This window comes from Variovorax sp. GW822-FHT04E09 (assembly GCF_058800845.1).
The window spans coordinates 277,048-294,045 of record NZ_JBXAMR010000003.1; the positions used below are offsets into that span (position 1 = coordinate 277,048).

The window sequence follows — 16,998 nt, forward strand, 5'->3', positions numbered from 1 at the left end:
TGTTGTTGTCGATGCAGATCAGGGTTCCATCAGGCGGGGAATGGCCGGCACGGCCTGCTCCGGGCCCATGGCGGAGTAGCCGCCGTCCACCGCGTAGTCGGCGCCGGTGACGAAGCTCGCGTGCTCGGAGCACAGGAACAGCACCACCTGCGCCACCTCGTCGGGGTCGCCGACGCGCCCCAGCAGGTGGTAGGGCGCGGCCACGCGGTCGGTGCGCGCGCGGTCGCCGCCCGTGAGCTGGTCCATCACGGCCGACCAGGTCCAGCCCGGCGAGACGCTGTTCACGCGGATGCGGTCGGGTGCGAGGTCCATCGCCATGTTGCGTGTGAGCTGCGCCATCGCGGCCTTGCTCACGGGGTAGAGCCAGCGCCCGGTCTGGGCCACGCGCGAGGAGATGCTGGTGAAGTTGACCACCGCCCCGCCGCCCGCCGCCACCATGTGCGGGTGCACCGCCTGCAGCATGGCCACGGCACTGGCCACGTTCACGTTGAACGAGGTGAGCCAGTCGGCGCGCGGCGACTTGAAGCCGTCGTCCACGTACGAACACGCCAGGTTCACCAGAAAGTGCACGCCGCCGTGGCGGGTGGCGGCCTCGTCGACACAGGCCTTCACCTGCGCGTCGTCGGTGATGTCGGTGCGCACGAAGCGCACCCCGGCGCCCAGCGCGTCGGCCAGCGGCTGGCCCTTGTCGGCGTCGATGTCGGCGATGACCACCTTCACGCCCGCCGCGTGGAAGGCGCGCACCACGCCGGCGCCTATCAATGTCGAACCACCCGTGACGATGGCGCTTTTGCCTTCGAGTCCCTTGAACATGACGCTTGCTCTCCTCGGTTGAATCGCCGGTTCGGCGAATGGGCCAAAGGTAGAGCGGAAGACCTCGCCGGCCGATCCGGAAAACGCAGGCGCTGTCCCTGCCGCGCAGGTTTTTTCGGGGGTTCCAAGGGACGGCCCGAATTGTGGGCTGGAAGGCTTTTTGCTACGGTCTGCCCGCTTCCCTATGGAAACCGCCACCGCCCCACGGCTGCCGCTGCAGCGTTACCGTTTGTTCGAGAGCCACGACATGGACGAGGCGCGCGAGAGCGTGGCCCGCGTGTTCTGCCCCCACGGCCTCACGATGCTGCGCCCGCGCACCGAACTGGACGCCTGCCACCACAGCGCGCGGCTGCACCGCGACGTGAGCCTCAATTACGTGCAGTACGGCCCCGGCGTGCAGATCGACCCAGGCTACCTGCAGGATTTCTTCCTGTTGCAGATTCCGTTGCGCGGCGGCGCCGACATCCGCTGCGGCGGCCAGCAGGTCGAGGCCACGCCGCGCGTCGCCTCGCTGCCCTCGCCCACCGAACTGCTGTCGATGCGCTGGGCCGACGACAGCCCGCACCTGATCGTGCGCATCGCGCGCGCGGCGCTGTTGTCGCGGCTCGAGGCACTGCTGCAGGCGCCCGTGCGCCAGCACCTGGTGTTCGACCTCGGCGTGCCACTGGACAACCCCGCGCTCGCGCCGCTGGTGCATTTCATCGACTACCTGCGGCTCACGCTCGATGCCGGCAATGCGCTGCAAGGCGGCGGGCGCCTGGCCGAGCATGCCGAGGAGTACCTGATGTCGAGCCTGCTCATGTCGGCCGGCCACAACCACTCGCGCGCCCTGGCCGGCGACGCGCAGCGCCACCTGCTGCCGCGCGCGGTGCGCAAGGCGCAGGAGTTCATGGCCGCGCACGCCGAACAGCCCCTGTCGCTGGCCGACGTGTGCCGCGAGGCCGGCTGCAGCGCGCGCGCCCTGCAGCTCGCGTTCCGCCAGCATGCGGGCCAGGGACCGATGGAGTTCCTGCGTGAGCTGCGGCTGGACCGGGTGCGCGCCGAGCTGCAGGCCGCGTCCACGCAGACGGGTGTGCGCGACGTGGCGGAGAAATACGGCTTCCTTCACCTGGGCCATTTCGCGGCCCAGTACCGCGCGCGCTTCGGCGAGCGGCCTTCGGACACCCGCACGCGCCACGCACCGGCGGAACACTGACCCGGCGCGTCGGGCTCAGGCCCGGTCGCGGTGATCGGCTTCGCCGTGCTTCCAGTAGCCCTTGGCGGTCAGGCGCGTGCGCGCCAGGCCCTGGTCGTTCAGGAAATGGGCGCGCAACGTGCGCACCACGCCCGACTCGCCCGCCAGCCAGATGTAACCCGGCCCCGCCGGCTGCGGCCGGTGCATCAGCTGTTGTTGAAGCGCCAGCCCCGGCTCGGCCGAATCGCCGGTGAGCCAGCAGGTGCGCAACACAGCCTGGCTGCGGATCTCCTGCACATCGGCCGCCGTGGGCACTTCGACATAGGTCTTGAGGCGGATCTCCGGCCCGAGGCTCGCGGCAATCGCCTGGATCGCGGGCAGCGCGGTCGCGTCGCCCGCCAGCATCACCCAGCGCGCGTCGTCCGGGAGCGCGAAACCGCCGTCGCGCGGCCCGGCGAAGCCGATGCTCTCACCGGGCTGCGCCCGTGCCGCCCAGGCCGAAGCGGGGCCTTCGTGGCCGCTGTCGCCGTGCAGCACGAAGTCCAGCTCGAGCGTGGCGGCGACGCGGTCGATGCGGCGAATGGTGTAGGCCCGCCCTTCGCCGCCGGGCACGAACACCTTCACCCAGGCGCCGGGTTGGTCGGCCGCCGCGTGGCGCAAGAAGGCGGCGACGTCCGGGCCGCCGAGGGTGATGCGACGCATGTGCGGCGTCACGAGGCGGCACTGGAGGACATGGGCTTCCAGCCGCGTGCCCCGTTCGGGTGGGACCGCAGCGATCGGCTGCAGGAGCGGGAAGGCGGAAGGCAACGCACGCGGCGCGTGGGCCTCGGAGGCATTGGCTGTCATGGTGTGTGTATCGATTCGGATGTTGCGAACTCTTGAATGCGAGCATTTGCTCGGTTCTTCTTAGAATACGAGTCTTCACTCGCATTGAAAACTCGCATTCGAGACGCCCGATGAAATCCCTTCCCCAGCCAAGAAAGGCGCCGCGCCAGGCGCGCTCCCAGCAGATGGTCGAGGTCATTCTGGAAGCCACGGCTCGCGTTCTGGGCGAGCGCGGCTATGCCGGCACCAACACCAACGTGGTGGCCGAACGCGCCGGCGTGAGCGTGGGCTCGCTCTACCAGTACTTCCCGAACAAGGACGCGCTGATCACGGCGCTGCACGAGCGGCACGCGGGTCAGATGTACGCGGTGATCGACGAGGTGCTGGCCGCCTCGCGTGCGCGCAGCCTGCGCGGGCGCGTGCAGGCCATGGTGCGCGCGCTGCTCGCGGCGCATGCGCTCTACCCGGCGCTGCATCGCGTGCTCGAAAAGGAATTTCCCTTCTTCGACACGCCGCGCGAAGAAAGCCCCGCCGACCACGACATCTTCCGGCGCGTGCGCCAGCTGCTGGACGAGCACCGCCCCGAGCTCGCGCCGCGCAACCTCGACCTCGCCACCTGGGTGGTGCTGCAGATCATGGAGACGCTGGTGCATGCGGCCGTCATCGAGCCGCCCGCGCAGTTCGAGCCGGCCGCGCTCGAGGCCTCGATCGTCGATGCGCTCATGGGCTATCTCTGCGGCCCGGCCGGGCGCTAGACAGTGGGATCTCATGCGTGAACCTCCTGGAAGACAGGGACAGACACGGAAACACGTCCCCTCCTGCGCATGACAAATGAAAAGGAAAAATGGGAAGCCCAACCGCGCACGCCCTGCACCGCACGGCTCCAATCTGGCAAAGGTTGTGCGGGTACTGAACGGATTCGGCCGCATCCGGCCTAGACTCCCCGCCATGAACGCCCTGCCCTTCCTCCACACCCTGACGTCCCGCCCCGGCGGTTGCACGCCTGCGTGGGCGCGGATGACAGCGGCGGCCCAGCAGACGCCCGCACATTCCTGAGCCCGGCGGTCCGCCTCTTTCCCCCTCTCTCTTTTCAGCGCAAACCATCGACCGCCGGGCACCTGCCCCGCGCGGCTGCGCCCCCGTCATCCGGGGTCGCGTTCGACTGGAGTGCGTCATGCATCATCATCAGGTTCAGCGGGAGCACGCCCTTCCCGGAGGCGGCGTCGCATCCAGCACGCCGTCCTTTCAATCCATCCTCGCCGTCACCGACCTGACGGCGCGCGGCAACCGCGCGGTCGAACGCGCCGCCCTGCTCGCGGCCGAGCACGGCGCGCTGCTGAAGCTCGTGTACGCGCCCGCGGACCTGGCGCCGCTCGCGCACGCCGAGGCGGCCCCCGCCCTCGCGGGGCTGGCCCGCGCCATGGCCTCGCGCTTCGATGTGCTGGTCAAGCAGGTCGCGGGGCCGGGCGGCGGCCTCGCGCAGATCGTGGACGAGGCGCGCTACGTCGACCTCGTGGTGCTGAGCCACGAACGCGACCGCTCGCCCGCCGCCTTCTTCACCGGCCAGCCCGTGGAGCGCCTGTTGCGGCAGCTGCGCTGCCCGGTGCTCGTGACGCGGCTCGACACGCGCCTGCGCTACAGCCGCATCCTCGTGGCCGTCGACTTCACGCCCGCCTCGCGCGAGCTCGTGAGCCTGGCCCACGGGCTGGACCCCGACGCCGCGCTGGAGCTGTTCCACGCGCTCAACACGATGCACGAGAGCAAGCTGCGCTACGCCGAAGTGTCCGAGCACGCCATCAAGACCTACCGCCACGACAGCATGCGACAGGCGCGCGAGCGGCTGTTCTCGCTCACCGACTCGTCGAGCGCGCGGCGCAACCGCGTGCTGTCGGCCATCGGCCGCGGCGACCCGGCGCGGCAGGCCACGGTGCAGCAGCAGCACGCGCGCGCCGAGCTGCTGGTGGTCGGCAAGCGCCGCGCCCATCCGCTGGCCGACTTCCTGTTCGGCAGCGTGGCGCAGCGCGTGCTGTGCTGGGCCACGGGCGACGTGCTGGTCGTGCCCGCCGACCGCCGCGCCGACACCCCGTCGCTCGTCATTTCGAGGAAGCTGCAAGATGTTCGCTGAAGACCCCCTCACCAAGTACCCGCTGCGCCAGTCGCTGCTGCCCGGCGCCGAAGGCCTGGCCGTCTTCGCCCAGCGCGGGCCGGTCGACTGGCTCTCGCGGCCCGACCAGTACGTGTTCATCTGCGAAGGACGCGGCGGCCGGATCTACGCGGCGAACGAGGCCGCGCTCGAAGAAGCCCAGCAGCTGATCCGGGACGCGCACGGCGACCAGGTCGTCTCGCGCGAACCCGAGATCCACACCTTCGTCGATCCCGCGCTCGACGCCGTGGTCGAGCCGATCATGCTCCTGCGCCTGAAGAGCCCTCGCGCCTACGCCACCGTGCTGCGCGACGAGCTCGACCGGCGCCGCGCGGACGTGAAGGAAGAAGACCTGCAGCGCCACGACGTCGTGATCCGCGCCGAGGTGCGGCTGGCCGACCTCATGGGTTACGCGAAGTCCGCATTGGCGATGTCGAACGGCTCGGCGGTAATCTGGAACTGGCTGCTGCGCTACGGGATGGCCTGAGGGCTGCGGCCGGGCGCTTCCCCCTCCCACAAACCCGGTAGTCGGATTGCGTGCAGCGCGGCTAGATTCGCGGCATGGCCGACAACCCGCTGTTCCTCTTCTTCACGATGACCGAGAAATTCTCGGACCACCTGAGCGCGACCGGCGCCTATCCGGAGAAGTTCGTGCTGAACCTGGCGCAGCACGACACCTACCTGCGCGACGTGGCGCTCTTCAACGCGGGCCGCCAGCGCCCCCTGGACCCGGCCTTGCACATGGGCATCCGCATCGAGATCGATGCGGCCTCGCCGGGCGTGATGGTGGCCTCCGACGGCACGCAGGTCCTGCTGCTGGGGTAGCGCTGCGCCTGAACTCGCGCAACCTGGGAAGGCGCGAACCGGTCAATGACCGGACAGGGCGCCCGATCAAAACCGGCGCACCGCCAGGCAAAGGCGGCTGACGAGATCCTCCGCAGAATCGGACTCCCCTCGGAGCGACGCGCATCGCCAAGCGTCGATCGAAGTCCAAATGAATCTGAATCTGGGAACTGCTGCGTTCTTCACGGCGCTGGTGGAATTCGTCCTTGCCGCCGGCATGCTGGCGCTGTGGGCGAAGGGACGCGCGCGCTATCTGGTGGTCTGGGGCGTCGGCTTCCTTGTGTTCGGCGTCGGCGCTTTGCTGCTCATCCTGCGCGACAGGATCCCCGACTTCTTTTCCATCCTCCTCGGGAATTTCCTCACGACACTGAGTTCGGTTCTGTTCTACGTGGGCATCTGCCTGTTCTTCGATCGGCGCCGCGCGTGGCTGCCCTGGATGGCAGGGGTACTGGCGGTGGAAGTGGCCTTGCTGGCCTGCTTCTCCTATGTCACCTACGACACCGCGGCGCGTGTCTACGTGTACGGCGCGGCCCAGTCGGTGATCGCCCTGATGACCCTTCAGGCACTGTGCACGATGGGTCGTGGGCGCGGGGGAAACAGCAACCCCGAAGTGGTCGTCGTCGCCTTGCTGGCGTTGCTGGTTCATGGTGCACGCCTCGTCGGCACGCCCTTCTTTCCCGTGCCACAGGATTTTCTGGCGTCGGGCAATTTCCAGACCCTGCTGGCCTTCGGCTTGAAGCTGACCCACATCGGCTACGCACTCGCGTTCGGCAACATGCACGCCGCCGCCTTGCATGTCGATCTGCGCGCGGCCCTTGCCCACATCGAGGCCAAGGCCCATCAGAAAGTCGAGATCCTGGGCTATATCGGCCACGACTTGCGCGCACCGCTTGCGACGATCGGCGGGTACGCGTCGCTCCTGCTCGCCGATGCGCACGACAGGCAGCGCAAGCACCTGCTGACCATCCAGCGCAGCGTCAAGTACCAGCTCCACCTGATCGACGAACTGCTGGAATACGCCAAGGCAGAACTGCAACCGCTGACGGTCCACCCCGTCACCGCCGACCTGCCGCGCCTGCTGGACGATATTTCCGACTACGCCGTCGCCCTGTGCGCGCAGCAGAACAACCGCTTTCGCTACCGCCCTTCCGAGCGAATGCCCCGAGAGATCGGCCTGGACGGAAAGCGCATGCAGCAGGTGCTGCTGAACCTGCTGTCCAACGCCGCCAAGTTCACGCGCGACGGCGTGGTGACCTTGTCGGTCACGGCCCGGCCCGAGGGGCGCGCCTGTGTCTTGAGCTTCGCGGTCAGTGACACCGGGATCGGCATCGACATGAGCCGGAACATCGACATCTTCGGCGCCTTCCAGCAGATGCACCCCGCGAGCGGCAGCACGGGACTGGGCCTGTTCATCGCGCAGCGCATCGTCTCGGCCATGGGCGGAACGCTGAGCGTGGCCAGCATGGCCGGTCAGGGTGCGACGTTCTCCTTCACGCTGTCGGTGCCGGTCGATGTCTCCGACGCGGACTGGCCCGTCGTCGCGCAGCGGGAGACCGCGCCTGGCGAGCCATCACCGGCGCCCGCGATGCCCCGAGATGCCATGCCGGAGGATCGCGCCCTGGACGAACTCGCCAGCCTGGCGCTTGAGGGCCGCGTCACGGACATCGAGCACTGGATCGAACGCCACGCCGAAGAAGCCGCCTACACGCCGTTCCTGGCTCTGCTTGTCGACCTGCTGGAGCGGTTGGACCTGCGCGGGATTCACGCGCTGGTGAATCGCCCCGCCAAGTCCTAGTGTGGTGTCCCGCAAATAGCTGCGCAAAATGAAATCGATGCGTTTCGCGTCAGGGCAAGGCGCAAACCGCAGCGATACCCGTAGGTATCGCGAGGATTTGCAACGCCGCCCTGGCGTGAAAGGCGCGATTTCATGCGCAGTTATTTGTGGGACACCACACTAGATGTGCAGCGCCGCCAGCGCGCCGATCGCGACGCCCGCGACGGCCACGCCGTACATGGCGCGCTCCAGCCATTTCTTCCGGGTGAGCAGCGCAATGGCCGCCAGCGCAATGGAGACCTGCAGCACGGTGGTGGCCTGCGCCCAGCGGTGGTGCTGGTGCATCTGCGTCTCGGACTGCGCGTCCCAGCGGCTGGCCTCGTCCTCCAGCTTCTTGGCAGCCGCCTGGATCTCGGTCTTCTCCTGCTCGTAGCGGGTGACCTTCACCTGCCAGCCCTGGCGACGGCCGTCGTCGGTGGCGGTGTCGCGTGCGAACTCCGCCAGCGCCTGCTTGGTGCTCTTCGACTGGAAGTAATTCCACTGGTTCGAAGCCTCGGTCTTCTTGATGGCCGCGTTGTTCTTGTAGAGGCCGGCGTTGGCCTGCGTGGCCCCGCCCATGTACGCGAAGATCGCGCCCGCCGTCGCAATGGCGGCGGTGCTCACGGCGATCTTTCCCGTCGTGCTCATGCCCTTGCCTGAGGAGGCGGCATCACCGTGGCTGTGGTCGTGACCGCCGGAGGCGGCATGTTCGAGTTCGTGATCGTGCGGACCATGCACGTGAAAGCCGTGTCCTGACATGAAGTTCTTCTTGGCGTAGTTGTTGGAAATCTTGAGGGCGCGCGAGTATGCCCGGACTTCATGCGTTGATGGCTCGGGGAAAGTCCTGTCGGCCCTGCGGAGGCGCAGGGCGCGCAGGCAACCGCCATGAGCACATGGCTGCGCTCCGGAAACGTGCTGCGCTCAGGTCAACCGCGCGTGCATGCGAGCCGGGCCTGGCAGCAGATCACTGATGCCAGGCCCGGCAGATTCGCAGGGATCGACGTTCCCGATATCAGTCGCGATCCTCGTAGTAACGGCGGTGCTGCTCGCGCTCCCATTGCCGGCGGCGCCATTCGCGGCGCTCTGCGCGGCGCTCCTCCCAGCGTTGCGCGCGACGCTCTTCCCAACGGGATTCAGGCTCGTAGTAGACCGGTGCCGGGGCGGAGTAGACCGGCTGTGCGGGCTGGTAGTAGGTCGGGGCTGGCCTCGAATAGACAGGCGCCGGCTCGTAATAGACCGGTGCGGGCTCGCTAACGACCACGCCAGGCAAGTTGACGCCAATGGACCAGCTGGTGGCTGCACTGGCCGATGCGGCGGTGAACAAGGCTGCGGCAGCAACGAGACCTGCGAAACCCAGCTTGAGAGTGGCTCGGGGGAAAGTCATTTCATCTCCTGGAGGGCGAGAAATAGCCCTGATGCACAACCAACGCCTGGCCTTGCGGCGCCGCGTACATCGCCACGGTGAAGAACGTTCCCAAATGTCACGCTGCCAGCTGGTCGAGGTGGGTTAGCCGGAATCCCTGGAACAAATGCCAATCCGCGCCCAAGCCCCGGAGCAAAACAAAAAGCCCCAGTAGCAGAACTGCTACTGGGGCTTGTGTTTGGCGGAGTGGACGGGACTCGAACCCGCGACCCCCGGCGTGACAGGCCGGTATTCTAACCAACTGAACTACCACTCCTGGTAGACAACGTTCGTTCCTTGCGGAACCGAGTGTTGACGACTCGTGCCGACTTCACCGAAGTGAAACTGGCGACCCTACGGGGATTCGAACCCCGGTAGCCACCGTGAAAGGGTGGTGTCCTAGGCCTCTAGACGATAGGGTCAAAACCTTGGACGTGCTGCGATCAGCATCTCTAACCTACTCGACACTTTGATGGTGGAGGTAAACGGGATCGAACCGATGACCTCTTGCATGCCATGCAAGCGCTCTCCCAGCTGAGCTATACCCCCGTGTGGGTGTCGAGCCTCGAATTATAGCCCGATTTTTCAGGCCTTTTTCAATCGCTCGATAACTTTTTCGCGGGAAAAAATTTCGAGCACTGAATCGAGGGACGGTGTCTGCGATGTTCCCATCACAAGCACTCGTACTGGCATCGCTAACACGGGCATTTTCAGCGCGTGTGTCGCGAGGACTTCCTTGATCATAACTGCGATTTCGGCCCTCTCCCAGGCGACCGTCATCAATTTTTCAACGAGTGTTGCGATCGCGGGCTTCACTGCATCGGTGATGTGCTGCGCGCGGTCCGCATCGCTCACTTCGATGTCCGAATAGAACGCCGCAGCCCAACCTGCGAGCGCCACAGTCGTATCGCAACGGTCCTTGAAGAGCGCGCAGATCGCAGGCAAACGTGCGTCGGCAACGATGCCGCGCTTTTGCAACTGCGCTGCAACAAGCGGCGCGAGCTCGTCGCCGCTCCTGGCCTTGATGTACTGCGCATTCACCCATGCAAGCTTGGCCGCGTCCCACTGCGCCGGGCTCTTCGACAGGTGCGATCCGTCGAACCAGCTCACCATCTGCTCGCGCGTGAAGAGCTCGTCGTCGCCGTGGCTCCAGCCCAGGCGCGCGAGGTAGTTGAGCATGGCTTCGGGCAGGTAGCCGTTGTCCTCGTAGGCCGTGACGCTCACGGCACCGCGGCGCTTCGAGAGCTTCTGTCCGTCGTCGCCGAGGATCACCGGCACGTGGCCGAACTGCGGCAGCGGTGCGCCGAGTGCGCGGAAGATGTTGATCTGCCACGGCGTGTTGTTGATGTGTTCATCGCCGCGGAACACGTGCGTGATGGCCATGTCCCAGTCGTCGACCACCACCGCGAAGTTGTAGGTGGGCACACCATCAGGACGCAGGATGATGAGGTCATCGATCTCGCGGTTGTTGATCGTGATCTCGCCCTTGACGAGGTCGTTCCACGTCACGTCGCCTTCGGGCGGATTGCAAAAGCGCACCACGGGCGGCACGCCTTCCGGCACGGGCGGCAGCACCTTGCCCGGCGCCGGGCGCCAGCGGCGGTCGTACAGCGTCTTCTCGCCGCGCGCGCGCTGGGCTTCGCGCATCTCGTCGAGCTCGGCCGGCGTGCAGTAGCAGTGGTAGGCGGTGCCGGCCGCGAGCATCTGTGCGATGACTTCGCGGTAGCGCTCGAGGCGCTGCATCTGGTAGATCGGGCCTTCGTCGTAGTCGAGGCCGAGCCAGTGCATCGACGCGAGGATCTGGTCGGTCGAGTCCTGCGTGGAGCGGGCCACGTCGGTGTCCTCGATGCGCAGCACGAACTCGCCGCCGTGGTGGCGCGCATAGGCCCACGAATAGAGTGCGGTGCGCGCCGTGCCCAGGTGCAGGAAGCCGGTGGGAGACGGTGCGATGCGGGTGCGAACTTTGCCGGTCATGAAATGAAAAATCAGGAAGTCAGGGTGCTCAGGCCGCGCGAAAGATCGGCCGTGATGTCGTCGATGTACTCGAGGCCGACCGCGAGGCGGATCAACCCCTGGCTGATGCCCGCGGCCTGGCGCTGCACTTCGGTGAGGCGGCCGTGCGAGGTCGTGCCGGGGTGCGTGATGATGGTCTTGGTGTCGCCCAGGTTGGTGGCGATGCTCACCACGCGCGTGCTGTTGATCACGTGGAAGGCGTTGGCGCGTGCGGCGTCGGGTGTGTCGCCGACCACGTCGAACGACACCACCGCCCCGCCTTGCCCCGACTGCTGGCGCATCGCGAGCTCGTGCTGTCCATGCGAGGCAAGACCGGGGTAGTACACGCGCGCAATGCCGGGCTGCTGCTCGAGCCACTGCGCCACGGCCAGCGCATTCGCGCATTGCGCCTTCATGCGAATGCCGAGCGTTTCCATGCCCTTGAGCACGACCCACGCATTGAATGGCGACAGCGCCATGCCGGCGGTGCGCACCACGGGGCCGAAGACATCGACGATGAGCCTCGACGGACCACAGATCGCACCGGCCATCACACGGCCCTGGCCGTCGAGGTACTTGGTGCCCGAATGGATGATGAGGTCAGCGCCCAGCTCTGCCGGCCGCTGCAGGATCGGCGTGCAGAAGCAGTTGTCGACCGCGAGCAGCGCGCCCACGCCGTGGGCCAGGTCGGCCAATGCCTGGATGTCGCAGACTTCCGTCAGCGGGTTGGTCGGCGTTTCTGCGAAGAGCAGCTTGGTGTTGGGCTTGAGCGCGGCGCGCCATTCGGCCACGTCGGTCTGCGAGACGAAGGTGGTCTCGACGCCGAACTTGGCGAACTCCTTGCCGAACAGGTTCAGCGTGGAGCCGAACACCGAGCGCGAGCAGATCACGTGGTCACCGGCCTTGAGCAGGCCCATGCACATCATGAGGATCGCGCCCATGCCGGTCGAGGCGCCGATGGCGGCCTCGGTGCCTTCGAGCGCGGCCAGGCGCTGCTCGAAGCTGGCGACCGTCGGGTTCGAGGTGCGCGAGTAGGTGAAGCCGGCCTCGGTGCCGGCGAAGCGGCGGGCCGAGGTTTCGGCGTCGGGCTGCACGAAGCCGCTCGTGAGGAACAGGGCCTCCGAGTGCTCGCCGTGCTGGCTGGGCGCCAGGCCGGTGCGCAGCGCGAGGGTGTCGCGGTGCAGGCCGGGTGGCAAGGTGCGTTCGTCTTGGCTCACGTCGGCCCTCTCTTCTTTCTCTTACTCGCTGGGGTTCGGCAGGGCGAGGCGCGAAGCGTCTTCTTCGTTTTCCTCGATGCGCGGACGGTTGCCGTTCATGCGCGAGATGGCGGCGGTGTCGATGTCGCCGGTCACGTACACGCCGTCGAAGCACGAGGCATCGAAACCGGCGAGCTTCGGATTGAGCGAACCGATGGCGCGCTTCATGGCGTCGACGTCCTGGTAGATCAGCGCGTCGCAGCCGATGAGCTCGCGGATTTCCTCGACGGTGCGGTCGTGCGCCACGAGTTCGTCCTTGGTCGGCATGTCGATGCCGTAGACGTTCGGGTAACGCACCGGCGGCGCGGCGCTGGCCAGGTAGACCTTGCGCGCGCCGGCGTCGCGCGCCATCTGCACGATCTCGCGGCTGGTGGTGCCGCGCACGATGGAGTCGTCGACCAGCAGCACGTTGCGGCCCTTGAATTCGCTGCCGATCACGTTGAGCTTCTGGCGCACCGACTTCTTGCGAACACCCTGCCCCGGCATGATGAAGGTGCGGCCCACGTAGCGGTTCTTCACGAAGCCTTCGCGGTACGGAATACCCAGGAGGTGCGCGAGCTGCGTGGCGCTCGGGCGGCTCGACTCGGGAATCGGGATGATCACGTCGATCTGGTTCGGCGGCACGGTCGAGACCACGCGCTTGGCCAGCGTTTCGCCCAGGTTGAGGCGCGCCTGGTAGACCGAGATGCCGTCGAGCACCGAGTCGGGACGCGCGAGGTACACGAACTCGAAGATGCACGGGTTGAGCGACGCACCTTCGGCGCACTGCATCGAGTGCACGTTGCCTTCGAGGTCGATGAACACGGCTTCGCCCGGCTCGATGTTGCGTTCGAACACGTGGCCCGAGCCTTCGAGCGCGACCGATTCGCTGGCCACCATGACGGTGCCGTCGGCGCTGCGGCCCATGCACAGCGGGCGGATGCCGTAGGGGTCGCGGAAGGCGAGCAGGCCGTGGCCGGCGATCAGCGAGACCACGGCATACGAGCCGCGCAGGCGCTTGTAGACGTTCTTGACGGCGGCGAACACCTCGGCCGGATGCAGCGGCACGCCGCGCGAGGAACGCTCGATTTCGTGGGCCAGCACGTTGAGCAGCACTTCGGAGTCGCTCTCGGTGTTGGTATGGCGGTGGTCGGTGGAGAACAGCTCCGCGCGCAGGGCGTGCGCGTTGGTCAGGTTGCCGTTGTGCACCAGCACGATGCCGAAGGGCGCGTTCACGTAGAAGGGCTGCGCCTCTTCCTCGCTGTAGGCGTTGCCGGCGGTCGGGTAGCGCACCTGGCCCAGGCCCACGTTGCCGGGCAGCGCGCGCATGTTGCGGGTGCGGAACACGTCGCGCACCATGCCCTTGGCCTTGTGCATGAAGAACTTGCGTTCCAGCAAGGTCACGATGCCGGCCGCGTCCTGGCCGCGGTGCTGCAGCAGCAGCAGCGCGTCATAGAGCAGCTGGTTGACGGGTGCGTTGCTGACAACGCCGACGATTCCACACATGAACGATTCCTCTCAGGGCAGGTAGCTTGCCAACTTTTCAGGCAGCGAGGGTTTGAGGCCCTGCAATGCCGCATCGAGAACAATGGCGCTGCGCGATTCGTGCCACCAGGCACTGTCGCTCAACGCCAGCAAATGAACAACGACCGCCAGCACGAGCAGGGCCACCGCCCCCCGTGCCGCGCCGAACGCTGCTCCCAAAATCCGGTCCACCGGCCGCAGGCCGACCGCGGCGATCAACTTGCGCGTGAGGGCTGCCGCCAGCCCCACGCCGAACGCCACCGCCACGAACACCAGCACAAAGGCCAGCGGGTAGCGCCAGGTGGCCTGCGGGTCGCCGAACGGCAGCCAGGCCGCCACGTCGGAGGCAACCCACTGGGCCACGATGAAGGCGGCCACCCAGCCGATCAGCGAAATCACTTCGAACACCAGGCCGCGCACCAGCCCGAACAGCATCGACAGCACGATGAGCGCGACGGCGATCCAGTCGAGCAGGGCCACGGCAATGAACTACAGGCAGCGGGCGACGGTGGTGCTTACAACGTGAGGATGGCTGCGGCCAAAGACAAGCCCTTGACCCGGTCCGCGGCCTTCTCGGCCTCGGCACGCGAGGCGAACGGCCCGACACGCACACGCGTGCGTTCGCCGTCGGTCGTCTTGGCGACGTGTACGTAGGTCTTGAGGCCGGCGCGCTCGAGCTTCTGGCGCACTTCGCGCGCCTTGTCGGCATCGGCGAAAGCACCGACCTGCACGACGAAGCGGCCGTTGTCGTCGGCGGCCGGCTTGGGCGCGGCGGCGGGCGGCTTGCCTTCGAGCAGCGCGCGGGCGCGGGCGCCGTCGTCGGCGTTCGCGGCGGGCTTGGCGGGTTCCGGCTTCGGCTTGGCCTCGGGCTTCGGTTCGGGCTTCGGTTCGGGCTTCGGTTCGGGCTTCTTCGGCTCCGGCTTGGGTTCCGGTTTGGGTTCGGGCTTCGGCTCGGGTTTGGGTTCCGGCTTGGGTTCGGGCTTCTTCGGCTCCACGGCGGGCTTGGGCGCCGCCGGCGTCGCGGGCACGGTCGCACCGGGCTCGATCACGGTGCCGTCGGCGGTCTCGGTGATCATGCCGCCGGCCGACGAGGCGGCCGCCACGCGGGAGCTGCCGTCGGACGACGACGAAGGCGCGCTGCTCGTGGCGGGTGCCGGCGTGGCGGGCACGGGCAGCGGCTTGGCCTTGTTGCGGTCGGGAATCTCGATCGGGATGTCGACCGGCACGGGGCGCGGCTGGGTGTCGAACAGCAGCGGGAAGCCGATCACGCCGACCAGCACCAGCACCGCCGCACCGAGCAGCCGATGGCGCGCACGCCGGCGCATGGATTCGACACTTTCCGCCGGCACCGCCGCGGGGGCGCTGCGTCCTTCGTTGCCTTGTGGGCCGCGCGCGCGGAACTTGAAAAACGCCATGAAGTTCGATCCCTGGAGGAGTGCAGCGAGGTGGTGCCCGATGGTGCCGGATGGGTGTGGACAGCCCGACGATCAGCCGCCTGGCAGCAGGTGTTTGGCTTGCAGCCGGGGGGTGCCGTTTTCGAGGACGCCACCCACGGTGAAGAACGATCCGAAGACCACGATTCTATCAGTGGCACCTGCCTGCTCGATGGCCGCGCGCAGGGCGTCCATCGGGCTCGCGTGCACGCTGCCCGAGGCGTCTTTGCGCGTGTTCTGGGCCTGCCACGCGGCCAGCAGATCGGCGGCCTTGGCGGCGCGCGGCGTGGGCAGGTCGGTGAAGTACCAGCGGTCGATCAGCGGCCCGATGCGCGCCAGGATGGGCGCGAGGTCCTTGTCGGCCATGACGCCGAACACGCCGTGCGTGGTGGGCGAAAAACCCATGGCGTCGAGATTCTCGGCCAGCGCCGCGACGGCGTGGGCGTTGTGCGCCACGTCGAGCACCAGCGTGGGCTCGCCCGGCACGATCTGGAAGCGGCCCGGCAGCTCGACCATCGCGAGCCCATTGCGCACCGCCTGCGCCGTGATCGGCAGCTGCGGGCGCAGCGCCTCGAGCGCCGCGAGCACGCCCGCCGCGTTGAGCAGCTGGTTGGCGCCGCGCAGCGCCGGGTAGGCCAGCCCGCTGTAGCGCCGTCCCCGGCCCGACCAGCCCCACTGCTGCTTGTCGCCCGAGACGTTGAAGTCGTGCCCGAAGCGCCACAGGTCGGCGCCGATGGCGTTGGCGTGGTCGATGACGCTTTGCGGCGGCACCGGGTCGCTCACGATGGCGGGCTTGCCGGCGCGCAGGATGCCGGCCTTCTCGAAGCCGATGCTCTCGCGGTCGGGGCCGAGGTATTCCATGTGATCGAGGTCGATGCTGGTGATGACCGCGCAGTCGGCGTCGATGATGTTCACCGCATCGAGCCGGCCGCCCAGGCCGACCTCGAGGATCGCCACGTCGGGCTTCTCCTGGATCATGCAATGCAGGATGCCGAGCGTGGTGAACTCGAAGTAGGTCAGGGCCAGGTCGCCACGGGCCTTTTCCACCACCTCGAAGCTTGCTATCAGTTTGGAAGCATCGACCGCTTCGCCCTTGAGCCGCAGCCGTTCCTCGAAACGCACCAGGTGCGGCGAGGTGAACACGGCCGTGCGGTAGCCCGCGTGCGTCAGGATCGATTCGAGCATGGCGCAGGTCGAGCCCTTGCCGTTGGTGCCCGCCACCGTGATGACGGGGCAGTCGAAACGCAGGCCCAGACGCTGCGCCATTTCTTTGGCGCGATCGAGCCCGAGTTCGATCTTGTCGGGATGAAGGTGCTCGGCGCGCGCGAGCCAGTCGTTCAGGGTTTCCATGGAGGCCGGCATTGTCGCCGACCCGCCGCTCGCGGCATCATCGCGGCCATGACAACCCTATACGGCATTCCGAACTGCGACACCGTCAAGCGCGCCCGCGCCTGGCTCGACGACCATGGCGTGGCCTACGCCTTCCACGATTTCAAGAAACAGGGCGTGCCCGAGGCCGAGCTCGACCGCTGGCTCCAGGCCCCCGGCTGGGAGGCGCTGGTCAACCGCAAGGGCACCACCTGGCGCAAGCTGGACGAGGCCACGCGCGACGCGGTGGTCGACGCCGCCTCGGCCCGCCCCGTGCTGCTGGCCAACCCCAGCCTGATCAAGCGGCCGGTGGTCGATTGGGGCCCGAAGACGGGCGTAACGACTGGTTTCGATGCCGATAGCTGGGCTGTGAACGCCGTGTAAACCCCGGAACCCCGTCCCGCCGGCGGGCCTCCAACCGCGATCTGCAGGA

General features: G+C 67.6%; 17 protein-coding genes and 3 tRNA genes. 7 read left to right on the top strand and 13 right to left on the bottom strand.

Annotated elements, in window-relative coordinates:
• Window positions 1–18 precede the first annotated feature (18 nt).
• Entirely contained in the window at window positions 19–813 is a 795-nt protein-coding gene (locus AC1RL8_RS13500) for an SDR family oxidoreductase (RefSeq protein ID WP_369646204.1), read from the bottom strand.
• A 184-nt stretch (window positions 814–997) separates the two neighbouring features.
• Between AC1RL8_RS13500 and AC1RL8_RS13505 the strand changes: the two genes are divergently transcribed.
• Window positions 998–2,008, top strand: coding sequence for an AraC family transcriptional regulator (locus tag AC1RL8_RS13505; RefSeq protein ID WP_139702102.1), 1,011 nt, complete (start codon window positions 998–1,000; stop codon window positions 2,006–2,008).
• A gap of 15 nt (window positions 2,009–2,023) precedes the next feature.
• Here the strand turns inward: AC1RL8_RS13505 and AC1RL8_RS13510 are convergent, their stop codons facing one another.
• Window positions 2,024–2,833: a siderophore-interacting protein gene (locus tag AC1RL8_RS13510; RefSeq protein WP_492684509.1), complete on the bottom strand. Its 810-nt coding sequence runs from the start codon at window positions 2,831–2,833 to the stop codon at window positions 2,024–2,026.
• 110 nt (window positions 2,834–2,943) lie between these two features.
• Between AC1RL8_RS13510 and AC1RL8_RS13515 the strand changes: the two genes are divergently transcribed.
• The 5 genes from AC1RL8_RS13515 (at window position 2,944) to AC1RL8_RS13535 (ending at window position 7,593) form a co-directional block, all read left to right on the top strand.
• Window positions 2,944–3,567, top strand: a complete 624-nt coding sequence (locus tag AC1RL8_RS13515) for a TetR/AcrR family transcriptional regulator (RefSeq protein ID WP_369629702.1) — start codon at window positions 2,944–2,946, stop codon at window positions 3,565–3,567.
• Window positions 3,568–3,986: 419 nt separating this feature from the next.
• Window positions 3,987–4,937, top strand: coding sequence for a universal stress protein (locus AC1RL8_RS13520; protein ID WP_492684510.1), 951 nt, complete (start codon window positions 3,987–3,989; stop codon window positions 4,935–4,937).
• Entirely contained in the window at window positions 4,927–5,442 is a 516-nt protein-coding gene (locus tag AC1RL8_RS13525) for a hypothetical protein (protein ID WP_492684511.1), read from the top strand. Before AC1RL8_RS13520 ends, AC1RL8_RS13525 begins: the two co-directional genes overlap by 11 nt.
• 74 nt (window positions 5,443–5,516) lie before the next feature.
• Entirely contained in the window at window positions 5,517–5,780 is a 264-nt protein-coding gene (locus AC1RL8_RS13530; protein ID WP_070062421.1) for a hypothetical protein, read from the top strand.
• Between the two features lie 169 nt (window positions 5,781–5,949).
• On the top strand, window positions 5,950–7,593 hold the full coding sequence (locus AC1RL8_RS13535; RefSeq protein WP_492684512.1) for an ATP-binding protein: 1,644 nt from the start codon (window positions 5,950–5,952) through the stop codon (window positions 7,591–7,593).
• A gap of 159 nt (window positions 7,594–7,752) precedes the next feature.
• Here AC1RL8_RS13535 and AC1RL8_RS13540 read toward each other — a convergent pair whose 3' ends face one another.
• The 11 genes from AC1RL8_RS13540 to folC all read right to left on the bottom strand — a co-directional run bounded on the left by AC1RL8_RS13540 (window position 7,753) and on the right by folC (window position 16,559).
• On the bottom strand, window positions 7,753–8,370 hold the full coding sequence (locus AC1RL8_RS13540; protein ID WP_492684513.1) for a DUF4337 domain-containing protein: 618 nt from the start codon (window positions 8,368–8,370) through the stop codon (window positions 7,753–7,755).
• 253 nt (window positions 8,371–8,623) lie between these two features.
• Entirely contained in the window at window positions 8,624–8,995 is a 372-nt protein-coding gene (locus AC1RL8_RS13545) for a hypothetical protein (RefSeq protein WP_070062418.1), read from the bottom strand.
• A gap of 218 nt (window positions 8,996–9,213) precedes the next feature.
• Window positions 9,214–9,290 (bottom strand) — tRNA-Asp (locus AC1RL8_RS13550).
• Window positions 9,291–9,359: 69 nt separating this feature from the next.
• Window positions 9,360–9,435, bottom strand: a tRNA-Glu gene (locus AC1RL8_RS13555).
• Between the two features lie 51 nt (window positions 9,436–9,486).
• Window positions 9,487–9,562 (bottom strand) — tRNA-Ala (locus tag AC1RL8_RS13560).
• 36 nt (window positions 9,563–9,598) lie between these two features.
• Window positions 9,599–10,987, bottom strand: coding sequence for a glutamate--tRNA ligase (gene gltX, locus AC1RL8_RS13565; RefSeq protein WP_492684514.1), 1,389 nt, complete (start codon window positions 10,985–10,987; stop codon window positions 9,599–9,601).
• Between the two features lie 11 nt (window positions 10,988–10,998).
• Entirely contained in the window at window positions 10,999–12,222 is a 1,224-nt protein-coding gene (locus AC1RL8_RS13570; RefSeq protein ID WP_492684515.1) for an O-succinylhomoserine sulfhydrylase, read from the bottom strand.
• Window positions 12,223–12,243: 21 nt separating this feature from the next.
• A complete protein-coding gene (gene purF / locus AC1RL8_RS13575) occupies window positions 12,244–13,746 on the bottom strand; it encodes an amidophosphoribosyltransferase (RefSeq protein ID WP_095746326.1) in 1,503 nt (500 codons plus the stop codon).
• A 12-nt stretch (window positions 13,747–13,758) separates the two neighbouring features.
• Window positions 13,759–14,244 carry a CvpA family protein gene (locus AC1RL8_RS13580; protein WP_159275267.1) on the bottom strand — a complete coding sequence of 162 codons (486 nt, stop codon included), beginning with the start codon at window positions 14,242–14,244 and terminating at the stop codon, window positions 13,759–13,761.
• A gap of 35 nt (window positions 14,245–14,279) precedes the next feature.
• Complete coding sequence (locus AC1RL8_RS13585) at window positions 14,280–15,179, bottom strand: SPOR domain-containing protein (protein WP_492684516.1); 900 nt, start codon at window positions 15,177–15,179, stop codon at window positions 14,280–14,282.
• Window positions 15,180–15,251: 72 nt separating this feature from the next.
• Complete coding sequence (gene folC / locus AC1RL8_RS13590) at window positions 15,252–16,559, bottom strand: bifunctional tetrahydrofolate synthase/dihydrofolate synthase (protein ID WP_307637774.1); 1,308 nt, start codon at window positions 16,557–16,559, stop codon at window positions 15,252–15,254.
• Window positions 16,560–16,595: 36 nt separating this feature from the next.
• Here folC and AC1RL8_RS13595 point away from each other — a divergent pair, with 36 nt between their 5' ends.
• Window positions 16,596–16,949, top strand: a complete 354-nt coding sequence (locus AC1RL8_RS13595) for an ArsC family reductase (protein WP_492684517.1) — start codon at window positions 16,596–16,598, stop codon at window positions 16,947–16,949.
• The last annotated feature ends 49 nt before the right edge of the window (window positions 16,950–16,998 follow it).

What these genes read in the sequence shown, in the direction of transcription:
- AC1RL8_RS13500 (WP_369646204.1), bottom strand. Translation starts at nt 813, where the DNA reads ATGTTCAAGGGACTCGAAGGCAAAAGCGCCATCGTCACGGGTGGTTCG.
- AC1RL8_RS13505 (WP_139702102.1), top strand. Translation starts at nt 998, where the DNA reads ATGGAAACCGCCACCGCCCCACGGCTGCCGCTGCAGCGTTACCGTTTG.
- AC1RL8_RS13510 (WP_492684509.1), bottom strand. Translation starts at nt 2,833, where the DNA reads ATGACAGCCAATGCCTCCGAGGCCCACGCGCCGCGTGCGTTGCCTTCC.
- AC1RL8_RS13515 (WP_369629702.1), top strand. Translation starts at nt 2,944, where the DNA reads ATGAAATCCCTTCCCCAGCCAAGAAAGGCGCCGCGCCAGGCGCGCTCC.
- AC1RL8_RS13520 (WP_492684510.1), top strand. Translation starts at nt 3,987, where the DNA reads ATGCATCATCATCAGGTTCAGCGGGAGCACGCCCTTCCCGGAGGCGGC.
- AC1RL8_RS13525 (WP_492684511.1), top strand. Translation starts at nt 4,927, where the DNA reads ATGTTCGCTGAAGACCCCCTCACCAAGTACCCGCTGCGCCAGTCGCTG.
- AC1RL8_RS13530 (WP_070062421.1), top strand. Translation starts at nt 5,517, where the DNA reads ATGGCCGACAACCCGCTGTTCCTCTTCTTCACGATGACCGAGAAATTC.
- AC1RL8_RS13535 (WP_492684512.1), top strand. Translation starts at nt 5,950, where the DNA reads ATGAATCTGAATCTGGGAACTGCTGCGTTCTTCACGGCGCTGGTGGAA.
- AC1RL8_RS13540 (WP_492684513.1), bottom strand. Translation starts at nt 8,370, where the DNA reads ATGTCAGGACACGGCTTTCACGTGCATGGTCCGCACGATCACGAACTC.
- AC1RL8_RS13545 (WP_070062418.1), bottom strand. Translation starts at nt 8,995, where the DNA reads ATGACTTTCCCCCGAGCCACTCTCAAGCTGGGTTTCGCAGGTCTCGTT.
- gltX (WP_492684514.1), bottom strand. Translation starts at nt 10,987, where the DNA reads ATGACCGGCAAAGTTCGCACCCGCATCGCACCGTCTCCCACCGGCTTC.
- purF (WP_095746326.1), bottom strand. Translation starts at nt 13,746, where the DNA reads ATGTGTGGAATCGTCGGCGTTGTCAGCAACGCACCCGTCAACCAGCTG.
- AC1RL8_RS13585 (WP_492684516.1), bottom strand. Translation starts at nt 15,179, where the DNA reads ATGGCGTTTTTCAAGTTCCGCGCGCGCGGCCCACAAGGCAACGAAGGA.
- folC (WP_307637774.1), bottom strand. Translation starts at nt 16,559, where the DNA reads ATGCCGGCCTCCATGGAAACCCTGAACGACTGGCTCGCGCGCGCCGAG.
- AC1RL8_RS13595 (WP_492684517.1), top strand. Translation starts at nt 16,596, where the DNA reads ATGACAACCCTATACGGCATTCCGAACTGCGACACCGTCAAGCGCGCC.